This window comes from Advenella mimigardefordensis DPN7, from assembly GCF_000521505.1.
In the GTDB taxonomy this organism is placed as follows: Bacteria; Pseudomonadota; Gammaproteobacteria; order Burkholderiales; family Burkholderiaceae_B; genus Advenella; species Advenella mimigardefordensis.
Window position 1 is genome coordinate 2,696,370 of sequence record NZ_CP003915.1, and the last position, 19,170, is coordinate 2,715,539.

At 55.4% G+C, this 19,170-nt stretch carries 15 protein-coding genes; 12 read left to right on the top strand and 3 right to left on the bottom strand.

What is annotated here, in order from left to right; all coding sequences use genetic code 11:
- Positions 1 to 138: 138 nt before the first annotated feature.
- Positions 139 to 483: a DUF2325 domain-containing protein gene (locus tag MIM_RS12415; protein ID WP_025373080.1), complete on the bottom strand. Its 345-nt coding sequence runs from the start codon at positions 481 to 483 to the stop codon at positions 139 to 141.
- A gap of 448 nt (positions 484 to 931) precedes the next feature.
- On the opposite strand from MIM_RS12415, the gene MIM_RS12420 reads away from it, so the two are divergent.
- The 7 genes from MIM_RS12420 (at position 932) to MIM_RS12450 (ending at position 11,121) form a co-directional block, all read left to right on the top strand.
- On the top strand, positions 932 to 1,597 hold the full coding sequence (locus tag MIM_RS12420; RefSeq protein WP_025373081.1) for a TetR/AcrR family transcriptional regulator: 666 nt from the start codon (positions 932 to 934) through the stop codon (positions 1,595 to 1,597).
- Positions 1,575 to 3,896, top strand: a complete 2,322-nt coding sequence (locus tag MIM_RS12425; protein ID WP_025373082.1) for an acyl-CoA dehydrogenase — start codon at positions 1,575 to 1,577, stop codon at positions 3,894 to 3,896. Before MIM_RS12420 ends, MIM_RS12425 begins: the two co-directional genes overlap by 23 nt.
- A 2-nt stretch (positions 3,897 to 3,898) precedes the next feature.
- Positions 3,899 to 5,182, top strand: a complete 1,284-nt coding sequence (locus MIM_RS12430) for an acetyl-CoA C-acetyltransferase (protein WP_025373083.1) — start codon at positions 3,899 to 3,901, stop codon at positions 5,180 to 5,182.
- Positions 5,183 to 5,191: 9 nt separating this feature from the next.
- Positions 5,192 to 7,117, top strand: coding sequence for a 3-hydroxyacyl-CoA dehydrogenase NAD-binding domain-containing protein (locus MIM_RS12435; protein ID WP_025373084.1), 1,926 nt, complete (start codon positions 5,192 to 5,194; stop codon positions 7,115 to 7,117).
- Between the two features lie 122 nt (positions 7,118 to 7,239).
- Positions 7,240 to 8,709 (top strand): OmpP1/FadL family transporter, encoded by a 1,470-nt coding sequence (locus MIM_RS12440; protein ID WP_025373085.1) that lies wholly within the window; start codon positions 7,240 to 7,242, stop codon positions 8,707 to 8,709.
- Positions 8,710 to 8,817: 108 nt separating this feature from the next.
- Entirely contained in the window at positions 8,818 to 9,396 is a 579-nt protein-coding gene (locus tag MIM_RS12445) for a chalcone isomerase family protein (protein ID WP_025373086.1), read from the top strand.
- A gap of 48 nt (positions 9,397 to 9,444) precedes the next feature.
- Positions 9,445 to 11,121, top strand: coding sequence for an AMP-binding protein (locus MIM_RS12450; RefSeq protein WP_025373087.1), 1,677 nt, complete (start codon positions 9,445 to 9,447; stop codon positions 11,119 to 11,121).
- Between the two features lie 372 nt (positions 11,122 to 11,493).
- On the opposite strand, the gene MIM_RS12455 is transcribed toward MIM_RS12450, so the two are convergent.
- Positions 11,494 to 12,483 carry a CysB family HTH-type transcriptional regulator gene (locus MIM_RS12455; RefSeq protein WP_025373088.1) on the bottom strand — a complete coding sequence of 330 codons (990 nt, stop codon included), beginning with the start codon at positions 12,481 to 12,483 and terminating at the stop codon, positions 11,494 to 11,496.
- A 242-nt stretch (positions 12,484 to 12,725) separates the two neighbouring features.
- Positions 12,726 to 13,832, bottom strand: coding sequence for an LPS export ABC transporter permease LptF (gene lptF / locus MIM_RS12460; protein WP_025373089.1), 1,107 nt, complete (start codon positions 13,830 to 13,832; stop codon positions 12,726 to 12,728).
- Positions 13,833 to 13,888: 56 nt separating this feature from the next.
- On the opposite strand from lptF, the gene MIM_RS12465 reads away from it, so the two are divergent.
- From MIM_RS12465 to MIM_RS12485, 5 genes are all read left to right on the top strand, one after another.
- Positions 13,889 to 15,418, top strand: a complete 1,530-nt coding sequence (locus MIM_RS12465; RefSeq protein WP_025373090.1) for a leucyl aminopeptidase — start codon at positions 13,889 to 13,891, stop codon at positions 15,416 to 15,418.
- A complete protein-coding gene (locus tag MIM_RS12470; RefSeq protein WP_025373091.1) occupies positions 15,408 to 15,842 on the top strand; it encodes a DNA polymerase III subunit chi in 435 nt (144 codons plus the stop codon). The genes MIM_RS12465 and MIM_RS12470 overlap by 11 nt, the downstream gene beginning before the upstream one ends.
- A 34-nt stretch (positions 15,843 to 15,876) precedes the next feature.
- Positions 15,877 to 16,932 (top strand): hypothetical protein, encoded by a 1,056-nt coding sequence (locus tag MIM_RS12475; RefSeq protein WP_025373092.1) that lies wholly within the window; start codon positions 15,877 to 15,879, stop codon positions 16,930 to 16,932.
- Between the two features lie 119 nt (positions 16,933 to 17,051).
- The gene (locus tag MIM_RS12480; protein WP_025373093.1) at positions 17,052 to 17,744 is read left to right on the top strand and encodes a Bax inhibitor-1/YccA family protein; all 693 of its coding nucleotides are present in this window, start codon (positions 17,052 to 17,054) and stop codon (positions 17,742 to 17,744) included.
- 337 nt (positions 17,745 to 18,081) lie between these two features.
- A complete protein-coding gene (locus MIM_RS12485; RefSeq protein ID WP_025373094.1) occupies positions 18,082 to 19,068 on the top strand; it encodes a tripartite tricarboxylate transporter substrate binding protein BugD in 987 nt (328 codons plus the stop codon).
- The last annotated feature ends 102 nt before the right edge of the window (positions 19,069 to 19,170 follow it).

Here is a 19,170-nt window from a genome sequence, read left to right on the forward strand (position 1 = left end):
TATTGAAATAGCGGAAATGCGTTCATGGCGGCTGATATACAGGAGCGCCACCGCACAAGCTGTACAGCACGACAAACCCTGCCCTGAATGCTTCAACTGCGCAGCATTCAGGGCCAGGGGCCATGAAGACCAACCGTATTAATTACCCTTGCCTGCCTTGTGACGCTGTGGGCAATCTGCACAACTGAATCCCGATTGTGTCAGCGCCTGCTGCATGCTGCATAGTGAGCGGCGACAAGCCACCACAGGCACACCTGCTTTTTGCGCTGCAGACCGAAACGACTTCATGACGTTATGGCCCAGAAAGTCTGTAAGCAAAATAACCATTTGCGTGCCGGTGGGCAATTGATAGGTTTTTTTCTGATGGGACGGGTCGCGCCCGCTGATGTGCTGCTTGATTTCAATATTATGATCTTTTAGAAGCACCGGGATATTGCCCAGACGATCTGCGCCAACCACTACTGCCCTCATATTTCCAATCATAGTCTTCTCCAAAGAAACTGGATTGATTATAAATGAGAATCATTATTATTAGCAATGCTATTTTTTATAAATCTATTTTAAATCAATGGAAAAATCTGACGTTCTTGTCACAATACGTTTCTCCACGATTCGTTTTCCGGGTATTCCCCAGTATGCGGGCAAATGAACCCGGTGGCGGTCCTGCTGTTTGCCCTAATGCGCTCGCCAATTAAACGATGCTCAAAGTTGGGCTATACAAACTAGAAGCCAAAAAGGACATTTCATTGCGTGCGCCCACAACCTCAAGGGCAATCAGCGACTCGCGCCCTGCCTGCAGCGCAGATGCACGGCAAAGCCAACAGAACCCTCACGGTGTTGCACGGTCACCCACGCTAGGGTTAATCCTCAATAGCCATTCGCAATAAAGCGGCATAGAATTAAAACACTTGTTTAAATCATCTGTTTAATTATGGCTACTAATCGCAGCGAAGTGACCCGCAATTCGATTCTGAATGCCGCGGAAACCCTGTTTGTGAAGACAGGCTATGACGCAACGTCCTTGCGCCAGATAACATCGGCAGCCAGCGTCAATCTGGCGTCCATCAACTACCATTTCGGCAGCAAGGAAGAATTGGTGCGCGCAGTCTTAAAGCGCCGTCTTGAATGGATTAACCGCGAACGCATTCGCCTGCTGGATGAACTGGAAAAAGCAGCCGCGCCTGCTCCGGTCAAGCCATCGCTGCTGGTCGATGCCTTCTTCGGCACGCTGCTGCGTCATGCATCCGATCCCGAACACGACGCAAATATTTTCATGCGGCTGCTTGAACGCACCATGACCGACCCATCCAATTTCATCAAAACCCTGTTTGCCCAGGAATATATGGAAGTGGTCGCCCGCTACAAAACCGCATTTGTACGCGCCATGCCCGATGTGCCGGAGGCAGACATCATCTGGCGTTTTCATTTCATGCTTGGCGCAACCTCGTATGCGATTGCCGGCATCAACATTCTGCAGGGCGTTCTACCGAATGTCACCTCGTCGCTGGTCGACGAGAATGCGTATGACGAACTGCTCCTACCCCGATTAATGAGTTTCCTTTTAGGAGGACTGCGTGCCCCTCTCCCAACAGCTTAAAGCCTTTCGCAAACGTCACATCAGTCGGCCGCTTCTGAGTAAATTCAGAAAGGTACTGCCATCCATGTCGGACACCGAAAGAGATGCCATCGAGGCCGGGACCGTGTGGTGGGATGCCCAACTGTTCAGTGGAAAACCAGACTGGGCAATGTGGCAGCAGTTTCCGAAACCAACACTGACCGCCGCCGAACAATCCTTTATGGACAATGAAGTTGTCCATGCCTGCTCGCTGGTTGATGACTGGAAAATCACAACGGAAGACTTTGACCTGTCGGCCCAGGCCTGGGAGTACATCAAATCGAACCGTTTCCTGGGCATGATCATCCCGGAGCAATATGGCGGCCTGGGGTTTTCGGCTTTTGCGCACTCAGAAGTCATGACCCGCTTGTCCACCCGCAACTCTGCGCTGGCGGTGTCGGTCATGGTGCCCAACTCGCTGGGCCCGGGCGAGTTACTGGTGCACTATGGCACCGAGGAACAGAAAAATCACTATCTGCCCCGCCTGGCCAGAGGCGAGGAAATTCCAGCTTTCGCACTGACCAGTCCCTGGGCCGGCTCCGATGCCGCAGCCATTCCCGACAGCGGTGTCGTTTGCATGGGTGAATGGAATGGCGAGCAGGTGCTTGGCATGTCAGTATCGTGGAACAAGCGTTATATCACCCTGGCCCCGGTGTGCACGCTGCTGGGACTGGCGTTTCGTCTGTTCGATCCCGATGGCCTGCTGGGCGACAAAAAAGATATAGGCATTACCTGCGCCCTGGTGCCTCATGATCACCCCGGCGTAAAGATCGGTCGTCGCCACTTCCCATTGAATGCCATGTTTATGAATGGTCCGACTGAAGGCGATCAGGTGTTCATGCCGCTGGAGTTCATCATCGGCGGCCCGAAAATGGCTGGGCAGGGCTGGCGTATGCTGATGGAATGCCTGGCTGCCGGGCGCTCCATCTCACTGCCCTCTTCCAACGTCGGCATGTCGCAGATGGCCGTTCGCGCCGTTGGCGCTTATTCCCGGATCCGCAAGCAATTTAACCTGCCCATCGGCAAATTCGAAGGCATCGAAGAAGTCCTCGCACGGATGGGTGCCTATACCTATATGACCAACGCGGTGCGCGTGATGACGGCGGGTGCGGTAGATCTGGGCGAGAAGCCATCGGTCATCTCTTCCATTGCCAAATACCATGTGACCGAGCGTGCGCGTGTTATTGTCAATGACGGTATGGACATCATCGGCGGCAAGGGTATTTGCCTTGGCCCATCGAATTTTCTGGGCCGCGCGTATCAGCAAATCCCGGTTGGCATCACCGTGGAAGGCGCCAACATTCTGACACGCAGCCTGATTATTTTCGGACAGGGCGCCATTCGCTGCCATCCGTATGTTCTCAAAGAAATGTCTGCCGTACATGAGTCGGATCCACAGACCGCGCTCGATCAATTCGACGATGCCCTTTTCGGTCATATCGGCTTTGCCTGCAAGAACGGCTTGCGCTCGCTGTTCAGCGGTCTTTTCGGTTCGGGTGTGCTTGGCGTCAAGGCCGGTACCTCGCAGGCAATGCGCCCCTATTACGGCCAGATCACCCGGCTGTCGTCTGCACTGGCGCTCAGCGCCGACGTTGCGATGCTGGTACTGGGCGGCAGCCTGAAAAAGCGCGAAAAGATTTCTGCACGGCTGGGCGATGTGCTGTCGCAGCTTTATCTGGCCAGCGCCACTTTAAAGCACTTTGAAGACCATGGCGCGCAAGCCGATGAAGCCGCCTTTGTGCACTGGTCGGTTCAGGATGCCTTGGAAAAGGCCCAAACTGCATTGCTCAATGTCTATCGTAATTTCCCCAATCGCTGGGTCGGTTCGGCCCTGCGTCTGATTGTCTTTCCATGGGGCGGCGTGTTCCGGCGCCCCCATGACCGGCTTGATCAGGCCATCTGCGAGCAACTGATGCAACCCGGCCCGGCGCGGGATCGCCTGACGGCCAACTGCTATATCCCTGATAACGATCAGGAGCCGATTGGTGCCATTGAACAGGCGCTGCTGGCCACGCTGCGTGCCGAACCGGTAGATGCAAAAATCCGCGACGCCGAAAAACGCGGCGTGTTTGACGGGCAACCTGCAGGTAACGTTCGTGACATCACGGAACTGGCACATCAATTAAACCAAATCAGCGAAGAGGAATATGCCCTGGTGCGCGAACGCGACCGCCTGCGCGATACCGTTATCCATGTCGATGATTTCCCACATGATCTGGGCCTGACAAAAATGCAGACAGCAACAGGTTCTTCAACATTCAATACCTCCAAGGAATCCTGACTATGACATTCAAACCTGTTTATGTCGTCGATGGTGCCAGAACACCCTTTCTAAAAGTGCGCGGTGGCCCCGGACCTTTTTCTGCCGCTGATCTGGCGGTGCAGGCCGCACGTGCCCTGCTGCTGCGTCAGCCCATCGAGCCAACGGTCCTGTCTGAAGTCATTGTAGGCTGCGCTGCGCCGACCCCCGATGAGACCAATATCGGGCGCGTGGTTGGCCTGCGCGTGGGCACGGGCCATCGGGTGCCGGCCTGGACCGTCATGCGCAACTGCGCCTCGGGCATGCAGGCACTCGATTCGGCCTGCGCCAATATTCAAACGGGACGTTCCGACCTGGTTCTGGCTTGCGGTACCGATGCACTGTCGCGCGCACCCTTGCTGTTTTCCGATGCGATGGTGAACTGGCTGGCGAAATGGAATGGTGCAAAATCCACCGGCCAGAAGCTGGGTCTGTTGCGCCAGTTCAAGCTGAGCAACCTGGCACCGGTCATCGGCCTGCTCAAAGGGCTGACCGATCCGGTGATCGGCATTTCCATGGGCCAGACCGCTGAAAATCTCGCCTGGGAATTTGGCATCACACGTCGCGAAATGGATGCCTTCAGTGTGCGCAGCCATGAACGTGCTATTACTGGCCGGAACCGCCATGCGTTCGCGGAAATTGAGCCGATCATCGACGCAAAGGGCAATGCCTACACCGAAGACGACGGTATCCGCAACGACTCCACCATCGAGAAGCTGGGTAAGCTGAAACCGGTGTTCGACAAGCCCAGCGGCAGCATCACCGCAGGTAACAGCTCTCAGGTTACCGATGGCGGCACCGCGCTGCTGCTCGCTTCCGAAGAAGCCGTCAGCAAGTGGAATCTGCAGCCACTGGGTCGTATCGTCGACGCCCAGTGGGCTGCCCTTGATCCGGCGCAAATGGGGCTGGGACCTGTCCATGCCAGTGTACCGATCCTGCAGCGTCATGGCCTGGGACTGAATGACCTTGATCTATGGGAAATCAACGAAGCCTTTGCTGCGCAGGTGCTGGGCTGCATCCGTGCCTTCGAAAGCGAAAAATACTGCCAGACGCATTTTGGCATCCCTGCGCTGGGCACACTGGACCAGGACAAATTGAATGTGGATGGCGGTGCAATTGCGCTGGGTCATCCGGTTGGCGCCTCTGGCGCACGCATCGTACTGCACCTGCTACAGGCATTGCGCGCACGCAGTCTCAAGCGCGGTATCGCCAGCATTTGTATTGGCGGTGGTCAGGGTGGCGCCATGCTCGTAGAAACCATGCAGTAAGGATCAATCATGACATCTGTAAAAACATATCAAAACTGGACGTTGCACAGCGATGCGCAGAATATTGCATGGCTGACCATCAACTGCCCGGACCGTAGCATGAATGCACTGGCCAGCGACGTCATGGAAGAACTGAGCGATATCATCGGCAGCCTGGAATCGGCGCCCCCCAAAGCGCTGATCATCCGCTCGGGCAAGCGCAACGGTTTCATTGCAGGGGCCGACGTCAGGGAGTTCCAGAACATTGATAACGTAGACACCGGCCGCAAGCTGATTGAACGCGGCTGGCATTTATTCAATCGTATTGAAAAACTGTCCTTTCCAACCCTGGCGCTGATTCACGGTCCCTGCCTGGGTGGTGGTCTGGAACTGGCTTTGGCCTGCCGCTATCGTATTGCGGTGGACTCGCCCAAACCCGTGATCGGGCTGCCCGAAGTTAAACTGGGCATTTTCCCCGCCTGGGGTGGCCTGATGCGCCTGCCGCGCCTGATCGGCCCGCAAACCGCCCTGAACATGATGCTGACCGGCCGCACGCTGGATGGCCGCAAGGCCAGGTCGGCAGGTCTGGTCGACCTGCAGGTGGCCCCCCGGGTTGCCGAGAAATCAGCCGTAGACCTGGTCACCTCCGGCAAACCAGCACGCCAGGCCCGTGGGCTGGCCGGCCTGCTTAACCGCGCACCGTTCAAATCACTGGTCGCCGGCCAGGCGCGCAAGAGCGTCAAGCAAAAAGACCCTTATGGCCACTACCCGGCCACGCTAACCATGCTGGACTTGTGGGAAAAACATGAAGGAGATCCGCTGGCCGATCCACAAGCGCTGACCCGCCTGCTGCAATCGGATGTCACCCGGAACCTGATCCGCGTTTTTCATCTGCAGGAGCGACTCAAGGCCTTTGGCAAAAAAGAGAATGCGCGCGAGATCAATCATGTGCATGTTATCGGAGCGGGTGTCATGGGCGGCGGCATTGCTGCCTGGTGCGCGCTGCAGGGCATTAAAACCACCTTGCAGGACACCGATGCCCAGCGCATTGCGGGCGCCTTCAAAAGTGCCGCGTCAATCTATTCCCGCAAGGATCGGTATACCGCACAAGCCGCCCGTGACCGCCTGATTCCCGATCTGGAAGGCCACGCAATTGCAACGGCGGATCTGGTGATTGAAGCGATCAGTGAAAATCCGCAGGCCAAGCAATCGCTCTACCAGCAAATCGAGCCGAGAATGAAAGACGGCGCGATTCTGGCGACCAACACGTCCAGCCTTTCCGTTGGAGCGTTGCGCAGCGTGCTGAGCCACCCCGAGCGTTTTGTCGGTATCCATTTTTTCAATCCGGTGTCACGCATGCCCCTGGTTGAAGTGGTACACGCCGATGGCATTGCTCAGGACACGCTGGACACAGCGACCGCGTTCGTCGGCAAAATCGGCAAACTGCCTCTGCCGGTTCAGGACACGCCCGGCTTTCTGGTCAACGCCGTTCTTGCCCCGTATATGCTGGAAGCCATGCGCTGCATTGACGAAGGGATGGATCCTGAAGTTATCGATACCGCCATGCTTGAGTTCGGTATGCCGATGGGGCCGATTGCGCTGGCCGATACCGTGGGCCTGGATATCGCCATGGCTGCCGGCAAACAATTGTCGGAAGGCCAGGAGCCGCCACGCTGCCTGCAAAACAAAATTGCAGAAGGCAAGCTGGGGGTCAAAAGCGGCGAAGGGTTTTACTTATGGAAAAACCGCAAGCATGATCAACGCAGCAGCAAATCCATCCCTCAGGGCCTGGCACAGCGCCTGATCAAGCCGCTGATCGAACAGACTGAAAAGCAGCTTGCGAATCATATCGTACAGGACGCCGATCTTGCCGATGCCGGCGTGATTTTTGGTACCGGGTTTGCGCCTTTCACAGGCGGACCCATTCATTACAAACGTAGTAAAGGAGAACAATGATCAGATGCAATGGAAAGTTAGACTGAATTCCATAAATTACAAATGTGATAAGACTTGATGGCCATGGGTTATAGCATGGTTATAAAACAAGCAATCACCGGTTTTACACTTAGGATGGACGTATGAAGAGACATACTCATAAATTCCAGCGGACGCTTCTGAGCGCAGCCTTGCTCGGACTGGGAATATCAGGCGTCACAGCGGTACATGCTGCTGGCTTCAATTTGCTTGAACAGAATGCCAGCGGACTGGGCGTAGCCTACGCGGGTAGTGGTGCAGTGGCGGAAAACGCTTCTACCATTTACTACAACCCGGCAGGTATGACCAACCTGCCAGGCCTGAACATATCGTTGGGAGGCAACTACATTATCCCATCGTTCAAGTTCAGCAACGATCGCAGCTCCCTGCCTGCTGCCTTTGGTACATCCAACGCCCGGTTCTCCGGCGCCAAACTGGGAGAGGAAGGCGATAACGCAGGCGGGGGCGCCTTCGTACCCAATGCCTATGTCTCATGGCAGGTCACAGACCGGTTATTTGCCGGCCTGGGTATTGGCGCACCTTTTGGTCTTTCGACAGATTACGGAGATGGTTTCATGGGCCGCTACCACTCCAAAAAATTTGAGATCGAAACCATCAACTTCAACCCGTCGCTGGCCTACAAGCTGAACAATAACTGGTCAATTGGCGCAGGGATTAATATCCAGCGTATCAAGGCCGAATATGAGAAGAGCACCGTTGTTGACTTGCGCAGCCAGGTAGCAGGCGCCGTCACGCAAAGGTACATCGCCGCAGGCGTTCCTGCGCAACAGGCAGCCGCCATGGGTAAAGCCGCTGGCGATCAGTATGGTCCAATACTGGAAGGGGATGCCAAGGTAAAAATGAATGATACGGCCCTGGGATGGAATATCGGCGTCATGTTCCATCCCAGCGAGGACACGCGCATTGGTCTGTCCTACCGCTCCCGCATCAAGTACAAGGCGACAGGCGATACCGATGTGGACATTCACCGCCCATCAGCCGCCATGATCGGCGCCATGCCGGCACAGTTGCAGGAAATTTACAGCCTCGTACCGGCATCGCTGACGTCCTCGTCCAGCGCCAGCGTGACGCTTCCCGATACGGCACTGCTCAGCCTGTATCAGCGAGTTAGTCCGCGCTGGGAACTGCTGGGAGACATCCAGTGGACCGGCTGGAGCAGCCTGCCCGAACTGACCATCAAAAGCGATACCCTGCCCAGCGCCAGCCTGGATCTGAGATTCAAGAACGCCTGGCGTATTGCTATCGGTGCCATGTATCAGGTAGCGCCACAATGGAAACTCAAGGCCGGTGTTGCGTGGGATCAGTCTCCGGTGCGCTCGGCCGAGCACCGCCCTGCTTCGCTACCGGACAACGACCGCTATTGGTTCTCTGTGGGCGCGCAATATAAGCCTTCGGAAAATACAGCGATCGATGTCGGCTACAGCTATATGTATCTGAAAAAATCACATATCGACAATACCAATAACGACAACCTTGCGCAGTACGGTCGTCTGAACGGCAGCTACAAATCCAGCGGCCATATCTTTGGCCTGCAGGTCTCGCATCGCTTCTAGGCGAACAGCGACTGTACCGGCAGCAGACGCTGCGTACCTGGCTCGGCATTGGTCCGAAACGGGTGCGCAGCCCTGCACAACAACAAGAATTTTATTCGGAGACAAACAATGAAATTCAACGCATCTTTTCTGGCGGCTGCGCTTGTCGCGCTGTCAGCACTGACCCTGGACGCGAGCGCGCGAACGGTGGATGGGCACACGGTACCTGACACACTGCAAGTGGGCAACACACCGCTTATCCTCAATGGTGCCGGCATTCGCAAAAAGGTGGTATTCGACGTTTACCTGGCGGCGTTGTACACTGATAAAAAAACAGACAAGGCGCAGGCGCTGATCGACAGCACTGCACCGCGTGCATTGCGGCTGGTTCTATTGCGCGACATTGACAGCGCGGATTTGGCCGATGCATTAAACGAAGGATTACGAGACAATACCAGTAAAAGCCAGTGGCAGGCGATACAGCCGCATGCCCGGCAGTTTGCCGGCCTGCTGCTCAAACAGAAAAGCCTGAAGCGTGGCAGCGTGATCGACCTCATCTTTTCCGGTTCACGAGTATCGGTCTCGGCACTGGGAACACAGCAAGGCGCTGTAGATGATGCAGACTTTGCGCACGCACTGCTTGCCGTATGGCTGGGCAATGATCCGGCACAGTCATCGCTGAAACGGGCCTTGCTTGGTGCTGGTTAATACTGGCTTGCCGCGTTGGTTTATAGTCCTTTTACTCCAGGATAAAACATGGAAAAAATCTGGCTCAAAAATTATCCAAAAGGCGTCCCCGCCGAGATCGATTTAAACGACTATGCCTCGCTGGCTGAATTGTTCAACGAAAGTTGCGAACGCTTTGCCGAATCGACCGCGTATATTTCCATGGGTCAGCATATGAGCTATGCGCAGTTGCATGAAAGCGCCCGCCGCTTTGCTGCGTGGCTGCAGGCACAGGGCGCTACGCGGGGGACACGCGTCGCTCTTATGATGCCCAATATTCTGCAATATCCGGTGGCGCTGTTTGGTACGCTGCTGGCCGGATGCACTGTGGTCAACTGCAATCCCCTATATACGGCCCGGGAACTGGAACATCAACTCAGGGATGCACAGGCCGAATTCGTAGTGGTTGTAGAAAATTTCGCGCACACGCTGCAAGACGCCAGAGCGTCCCTGCCCGACCTGAAGCATGTGGTGGTTGCAACCCTGGGCGATATGCTGGGCACGCTCAAGGGCCCGATTCTGAATCTGATCGTACGGCATGTGAAGAAAATGGTACCGGCCTGGTCTCTGCCCGGGCATATTCGCTTTGCCGACATCATGAAGCGCACCAATGCAAACAGCTTCAGGCCGGTCAGCCTGAACCATTCCGATATGGCGTTCCTGCAATATACCGGAGGCACGACCGGCGTGGCGAAAGGGGCAGTGCTCAGTCACGGCAATCTGGTGGCCAATTTGTGCCAGGCCTACGCCTGGGTCAAGCCACATGCAAAAGGCAATGGCAAGGATTTTATCGTGACCGCCCTGCCGCTTTATCACATCTTTGCCCTTACGGCCAATTGCCTCACTTTCGTGCGACTTGGCGCAACCAATCTGCTGATTCTCAACCCGCGCGATATTCCCGGCTTTATCAAAGAATTGCGCAAGTATCCATTCACGGCATTCACCGGTGTTAACACGCTGTTTAATGCGCTCATGAATAATGCCGCTTTCAAATCGATCTCTTTTGACAATCTGATGCTGACCCTCGGCGGTGGCATGGCAGTGCAGCGTCCGGTGGCCGAGCGCTGGAAACAAATGACCGGCAAACCGCTAACGCAGGCCTATGGCCTGACCGAAACCTCGCCGGCCGTTACCATCAACCCACTGGATCTGCGCGAATTCAACGGCTCCATCGGCCTGCCCGTTCCCTCTACCGATATTTCGATTCGCGATGACCAGGGCAAAGAGCTTGGCGTCAATGAAACCGGTGAGCTCTGCGTACGGGGCCCTCAGGTCATGCAAAAGTACTGGAACAAGGAAGCAGAAACACAGAAAGCCTTTGAACCCGATGGTTTCCTGCGTACCGGCGACATGGGGTATATAAATGAAGACGGCTACATCTTCCTGGTGGATCGCAAAAAAGAACTGATTATCGTCTCCGGCTTCAACGTCTATCCTTCTGAAATCGAAGAAGTGGTGGCCTCTCATCCGAGTGTCAGCGAAGTCGCAGCCATCGGCGTAGACAATGGCGCGTCCGGTGAGGTGGTCAAGATAGTGGTGGTTCGCAAGGATCCGTCACTCACCGAAAAAACGCTGATCGATTTTTGCCGAAGCGAACTGACCGGTTATAAAGTGCCCAAAGTTGTGGAGTTCCGCGATGAGTTGCCCAAAACGCCAGTAGGCAAGATTCTTAAGCGCGAGTTGAAACAGGCACCTGACAGGCATTAAAACCAACGGTCTGGCTCTTTCAGGAACAGGCCGACAATGCACACCCAAGTGAGGCGTTGGTGGTAAAGGAGCCAGGTTCGGCCTGAATCTGACGCGGATAGGCAGCCACGCACAGAGGCGCGAGAAAATGGCCCCAAAGACGACAGTGTCTGCGGGGCCAATATTTTTGTCTTTCACGCTTGTGATATCGGTATCAGCTTATGCTAGCCACATCAGCTTGTGATATCGGTATCAGCTTGTGATATCCGCATCAACTTGTGATATCCACATCAACTTGTGATATCCGCATCATCGCAGTGCCCTGTTATTCAGGCCGTCGGCCCGGGGAGCACTGCGATGTTGAACGGATTTTATGATCTGATGAAACTGACCTTATGACACCCGGCGCAACGGCGGCGCAAAATCGTTGTCCGCGTCGGCAACACCATTGGAATTGACGGCTGCTTCAACCGCATCACGGCTCAATTCCGGGGTCAGCATGGCCAGGAAATCATATACATAATCACGCAGAAATACCCCGCTTTTCAATCCGATACGGGTAACGTGCGTACCAAACAGATGGCCCACCGGGATTCCAACAAAGCCCGCATCGCGTCGCGGATCAAAGGCGACGCCTGCGATAATGCCGATACCCATTTCAACATCAACATAGGTTTTGATCACATCGGCATCAATCGCTTCCAGAACGATGTCCGGTTTAAGACCCTGATCGGCAAAAGCCTGGTCAATGGACGAACGTCCCGAAAAAGCGCGATCGTAAGTAATAATGGGATATTGAACAATCTGCTCCAGCGACAGATTCCGTGCCTGTGATGAAGTCAGTTCAGTCAGCGGATGATCGGGTTTCACCACCAGCGTGTGTTCCCAACTGTAGCAAGGCAATGTTGCCAGGCCGCTCACTTCAGACAGCGATTCGGTAGCCAGTGCGATGTCAGCCTGTTCCTGCAATACCATTTGTGCCAGCTGCAAGGGGCTGCCTTCAGCGAGAGAAACATGGACCTTGGGAAAACGGCGCCGGAATTCCGGAATGAACCGGGGCAGAAAATAACGGGCCTGCGTATGGGTACATGCAATGACCAGACTGCCCTCGTCACGACGCGCAAATTCATCGCTGACTTTTTTCAGGTTATCAACCTCGATCATGATGCGTTCAATGATACTGGCCACTGCCTGCCCCGGTTTGGTCAGACCTTTGATGCGTTTGCCATGACGTTCGAAAACCTTGACACCCAGTTCATCTTCAAATTCGATAATTGCCTTGGACACGCCCGGCTGTGAGGTAAACAGAATCCGGGACGCCTCAGTCAGGTTGTAGTTACGTCTGATGGTTTCACGTATAAAACGAAATTGCTGTAGATTCATTATCCTTGCCTTTTTGATCCACCTGCTCACTGCAGGCGGAACGCCGGAACAGTAACAACAGCACTGAGGACGATCATCAGCCCTCGACCGTCGCGGAACCCGCTGGTGGAGACAGCGCGCCGCCGCTGGCGGCTATACGCATGATTGGATTATAAGTTATAACGAACCGTATTTATATAATTATTAGGTATATACATATAGTCTATTTCAACTGAAATACTACATGCATATACCCGCCCGCTCTAAGCTGCTGATTTTTTGGGTGTTTTTAAACGCATTCGGGAATGGAAGGCATACAGGCATAGTGCCAGAACAATGACATGCAGTGACAGGGTTCCGGTAATGAAGTCTATTTTTCCATTGCCAATCCAGCCTCGCATCAGATTGATCATATTCATATACAGCAATCCGACCAGGCCGGCCAGCAGCAAATCGCCCGAACGCCCAAGGCGGGGGTTCACTGCACCCAGCGGAATGGCAAGCAAGGCCAGGTTCAGAGCAGCCAGCGGCAGCGAAATCCGCCACATGATCTGTGCCTGACTTTCTGCCTTGCGATCCTGGATCAGGTTGGTGGTGGGGCGTGATTTCATCTGGTTCAGCGCATTCTGTCTGGCGATCTCATCGGCACTCGTGCCGGAGGTATTTTCCAGGCGCAGGGTATAGGAATCGAAGCTGACCATCCGGAATTCAGCGCTGTCGGTCTTCATGTCATAGCGGTTGCCCGGGCCCAGCACCACGTATCGATCGCCATTGTCTTCGCGACGGATGCGGGCGTTTTTCGAAGTCACGATGGTGTACCAGTCGTTATCCAGGACGCGGGCAAACACCGCGCCGATCTCGTCCTGTGGATTGGTAGGCGCTTCGGTGAAAAAGACGCGTGCCCCGCCTGCCGATTCAATAAACTGCCCGGCCGTAATCTTGGACAGATCGGAACGCTGCTCGTAACGCTGCCGATATTCTTCGATCTGGCGATAAGCCCAGGGCGTAATTTCCAGCGTCAGAATGGCGATCAATACACAGACGGGAAGCGCCACGCGCAAGACCGGTGCAACCCAGTCTTTAAGCGAGACACCGCTGGCAAACCAGACCACCATTTCAGACTCTCTGTAATTACGTGAAATGGTTGTGATGGTGGCGATGAACAGTGCCACCGATAAAATGGTGGGTAAAGCAGTAATACTGGACAGTGCGGCAATGCCCAGAACAATATCTGCTCCGATCTGTCCTTCAGCGGCCTGACCGAGCAAACGTACCAGCAGCACACTAAGCCACACAACGATCAGCGTAGAAAAGACAACGCCACCGTGACTGGTGATTTCTGCAACAACGGACCGTTTGAATAGCGACATAAGTAAAGATGGGGGATAATGAGGGCATCTTTCCGACGCCTCGAGGTAGAAACAACATGGAATTTAACACACAAACAAGCCGCTCGATTCAACAAATTAAAACCGCCGTCTTATTCGTCGGGGTGTACACCGAGGGCGTGCTTGGAGAGACCGCTAAGCTCATCAATCACGCCTCTGACGGCGCTATAGATGCGGTACTCAAACGGGAATTCAAAGCGGCTGCAGGCACCTTGTTCGACCTGCGCACCCTGCCCGGTGTTCGCGCAGAACGCGTCGTGCTGGTAGGCCTTGGTACCAAAGAAAAATTCAACAGTAATGTGATGGCCAAAGCCCATGTGGCCATCGCAGGCTATTGCAGTGACACGTCGCTGACTGAAGGGGTGTCCACGCTGCTTGAAGAGCCCTGCCCGGCCACGACACTGCGCCAGAGCGCGCAACTGGCTGCAACAGCTGCCGGCAATGCCGTCTATAAATACACGGCAACATTCAGCAAAGAAAAACGGCCGGCCACCTCTACCCTCAAAAAGCTCATCTTTACAATCGACAAGCCCGATCAGAAACAAGTGGATGAAGGCATTGAGCACGGCGCTGCGATTGCCAAAGGGTTGCGCCTGACACGCGAACTGGGCAATCTGCCCGCCAATGTATGTACCCCCACCTATCTCGGTGAGCAGGCGAAGGAACTGGCCAAAGAACACAAGTCCATCTCTGTAGAAGTACTGGAACGCAAGCAGCTGGAAGCATTGAAAATGAATGCATTCCTGTCTGTTGCTGCAGGCTCCGAGCAGCCGCCACGCTTCATCGTGCTCAAGTACTCGCCTGAACATGGCAACAGCAAGAAAAAACAGAAGACCGACGGACCGGTGGTGCTGGTCGGCAAAGGCGTGACCTTTGACACCGGCGGCATTTCGCTCAAACCCGGACTGGGCATGGATGAAATGAAGTTCGATATGTGCGGCGCCGCTTCTGTGCTTGGCGTGTTCAAAGCCCTTGCACATATGAAACTGGACACCGAAGTGGTCGGCCTGATTCCTGCCACAGAAAACATGCCCAACGGGCGCGCCACCAAACCGGGCGACGTGGTTACCAGTATGTCCGGCCAGACGATTGAGATTCTCAATACCGATGCCGAGGGTCGCCTTATTCTGTGCGACGCCCTCACCTATGCGGAGCGTTTCGAGCCCGCCGTCGTTGTGGATATCGCCACGCTCACCGGTGCGTGCATCGTGGCGCTGGGCAATTTCCATAGCGGGCTATATGCCAGTGATGATGACCTGGCCGATAATCTGCTGAGCGCCGGCAGGCGTGCACTGGATACGGCATGGCGCATGCCGCTGGATGAAGAATACCAGGACCTGCTTAAATCCAATTTCGCCGATATGGCCAATATCGGTGGCCCCGCTGCCGGCTCGGTCACGGCGGCATGCTTTCTGGCGCGCTACACCAAAGCCTATCGCTGGGCCCATCTGGATATTGCCGGAACCGCCTGGCTCAAAGGTGGTAAGGACAAAGGCGCCTCCGGACGCCCGGTTCCCATGCTGTGCCAGTTTTTGATTGAACGGCAGGCTCAGGCAAATGCGCGTTGATTTTGCCTTCGGCGCCCCAGACCGGCTTGGCATGGCCTGCGACGTCGTGCGCAAGCAATTTCAGGCCGGTCAGCCGGTCCTGATCTATTGCACCGATCCCAAACGGCTGGCGGTATTTTCGCGTCGGCTTTGGGCGCTGCAAGACACACTCTTCATTCCACATGATGAGGCAGGCCCGGACACGCCGGCAGACAGCCCGGTCCGGGTCACCAGCAGCAGCCCGGCGCTGGCACTGCAGGACGGTGCGCCCGTCCCCTGGCTGCTGAACCTGGATCTGGCCTGTCCGCCGGATACAGAAGGATTCACGCGATTGCTGGAGATTGTCTCCAATCACGAACAGGACAAGGCTGCTGCGCGGTTGCGCTACAAACAATACACGGCTGCCGGCCACGACGTTCGGGCTCATAATATATCGAGCCACTAATACGCAGGCAGGCTCGCTCAGGGAGTCATTACTTATGTCCATTACTTTCAGAAAACGCCCGGACCATACCCTATCGGTCCCGGAGGCGAAGGAACCCCATCTGGATCTGCATTCCATCGACGCCCGGACCGACCCGGCACCGATGGATGACGATATCCCTGTTCTGCTGCCCGACCCTCCGGTGTCTGCACATTCGACAACAAGCATGACAACCCGTGTTCAGTCTGGCAGTACTCAGACAACCCGTCAGCAGGCATCCACTCCAGGCCGCGCCAATAGTCCCATGCCGGTACAACAAGGGGTACATACCGGTGCCGTTCATATTCCTCCTCCACCAATGCGGGAAAGACGCGAGGCGCCGGTGCTGGACCGGCCTGCCTGGCAGGATGAGTTCGATGACACGCCGGTGCTGACGCCAGCACCGGCTGCGACAGAGCCATCATTTGGCTCTGCCGCCTCGCCTCGGACGACACAGGTGGCTTCGCCCGCCTACCCGCAGGCAGCAGGCGACCGTTCCGCAATGCCGCAGCAGGTATCGGCTGCGGCATGGTCTGCCCCGCCGCAGGCACCCCGATCAACGACCCAGGGTACGGCGCAAGATCGTGTTGCCCCGCCTGCGTCTTCTGCCTCAACGCCTGCGTTTTTGCCCGCATCAGGCGCTATCGATGCGTCCGTATCGTCGGCCGCTTTCCCCGGGCACCCCACTGCAGACGACTACGCACCGTTTTTGCAGACGGCCCGCAGCGTCCAGGGCCATCACAGCAAACCGGAGCTGTATGTCTGGTCGGACGACGAAAACGACGCCTTCAGCCAGGCGGCGCAGGCTGATTTCACACTGAACCGGATCCAGCCGACTGCCGGACGGCCGTCCTTCGATGCCTCGCTGTTCCGCGCTCCGTCCCGGCCCGATGCGCTGGCAGGCACAGTGATGCACGCCATGCCACCATCCGCGGACCAGGCAGCGGCGATGCAAACGGAAATTGATGCGCTGGTCACCGAACTTCTGGACGAGTCCCACGACTATCTGAAACGGCGTTTGCTGGAAGAGATTCCCGACATTATCGCCAAATATAGTCGTGATACAGAATAATCACTGGCCGTCGCTGTCGGATTTTTTGCTTTTCAGGTAAAATTCAGGGAACTGTCAGATTAAATCGCAGTCTGATGTATACTGAAATTCATGAAAATTGACTTGATATTGGAGAAACCATGACTGACTTGCGCCAGACACTACCCCAGGAAGGCTATGCACCCGGCCAGGTGGTGCGCAACCGTGTATTGCGCAATACCTACTGGTTGCTTGCTGCTTCCCTTATTCCCACCGTGCTGGGCGCTGCCCTCGCGTTGCAATTGAATCTGAACACAATGCTGGCTCCCGGCATTTCCACCATTGTTTTTCTGGTGGGCGCCTTCGGTCTGATGTTCGCGATCGAAAAAAACAAGAACAGCTCGCTGGGCGTAGGTCTGCTGCTGCTGTTCACATTCTTCATGGGCATGATGCTGTCACGCCTGATCGGTCACGTGCTGGACTTCCGTAACGGTACGCAATTGATCATGCTCGCCTTCGGTGGCACTGCCGCCATCTTCGGCGCAATGGCAACCATTGCCACAACCAGCAAGCGCGACTTCACCGGTATGCAGAAAACGCTGTTCATTGGCGCGATCGTGCTGCTGCTGGCAGCTGTCGCCAATATCTTTCTGCAAATCCCGGCTCTGGTTCTCACCATTTCCATCCTGGCCATCATTATTTTCTCGGCCTTCATGCTGGTCGATGTGCAGCGTGTTGTCAATGGCGGTGAAACCAACTACATTTCGGCAACACTGGCGATTTACCTGGACATTTATAACGTGTTCGCCAATCTGCTAGCCCTGCTGGGTATCTTCGGCGGCAGCCGCGAATAAGCGCCTGCCCTGCGCCCCGCCAGGTTCAGGGCCTGCGCCTTGGTAACGGCGACCGGGGTAACCGGCAAAGCCATACAAACCGCTATCACGCATCATCGTGCCAGCGGTTTTTTTCTGGCTTCGCGCGTACAACAAGCACACAAAATGCACCGCGTGCCGCAGCTCTTCATTTGATGCACCTTCCTGCCATAAAAAACATGAAATTCGTATTTTTCGCCCTGTTTTCAGGGATTTAAGGGTAATTATCTAGTGACGCCTGTCAATAACCTGACTAGACTTGAGCGTTAGCTCGTCCGCAGCAACGATCTCGACTCAATAAACAGAAGACAGGAACCAAATGTTACACACACTGAAAAATCCCCGCCTGTTCGGCTCTCTTGCGCTGGCCCTGGCCATGTCTGCTGGTACCGCTATGGCTGCCGATTACCCGGACCATCCCGTTTCCATGATTATTCCGTTTACCGCTGGTGGCCCAACCGATAACGTTGCCCGCTCGCTGGGTGAAGCCATGCAGAAATCCCTTGGTCAAACGGTTGTGATAGAAAACAAGGCCGGCGCGGGTGGCACCATTGGTACCACACAGGTAGCCAATGCCAAGCCCGATGGTTACGACGTCCTGCTGATGCATATCGGCTTCTCCACAGCGCCGTCTCTGTACAAGCGACTCGGCTACGATCCTGAAAAAAGCTTCAGACCGGTTGGCCTGGTTGTGGACGTCCCCATGACACTGGTGGCACGCGCCGATTTTCCGGCAAACAATATGAAAGAGCTGGTTGAATATCTGAAAGCCAATCAGGACAAAGTCACGCTGGCCAACGCGGGCGTCGGCGCTGCCAGTCACCTTTGCGGCACCATGTTAATGGACACCCTTGGCGTAAAACTGCTGACTGTGCCGTACAAAGGCGCCGGCCCGGCAATGAATGACCTGCTGGGTAAACAGGTTGATCTGCTGTGCGATCAAACCACTAACACCACTCAGCATATCAAGGCAAAAACCGTTAAAGCGTATGCCATTACAAGCGCTGAACGCAATGCCCAGTTGCCCGATCTGCCTACCATGCAGGAAGAAGGCTTCAAGGATTTCAACGTTGGTATCTGGCACGGTATGTGGGTACCCGCCAAAACACCGGATAACGTTGTCGCCAAATTGCAGTCTGCGCTGAAAGACGGACTGGCCAGCCCTAAATTCAAAGAGCGCATGGATGCACTGGGCGCCACGATCCTGACCGATCAGGCTACGCCGGAAGCACTGGATGCCAAAGTCAAAGAGCAGATTCCCGTCTGGGCCGATCTGTTCAAAAAAGCAGGCGTACAGCCGCAATAACGTTATTGCAGAAAGAAGCGGGCTTGCCCGCCTTGCACAAAGCCGGAGTCTGATCTCCGGCTTTGTGTTTTATGCGTGGTGAACTGGTATGGAAAAGTTGGG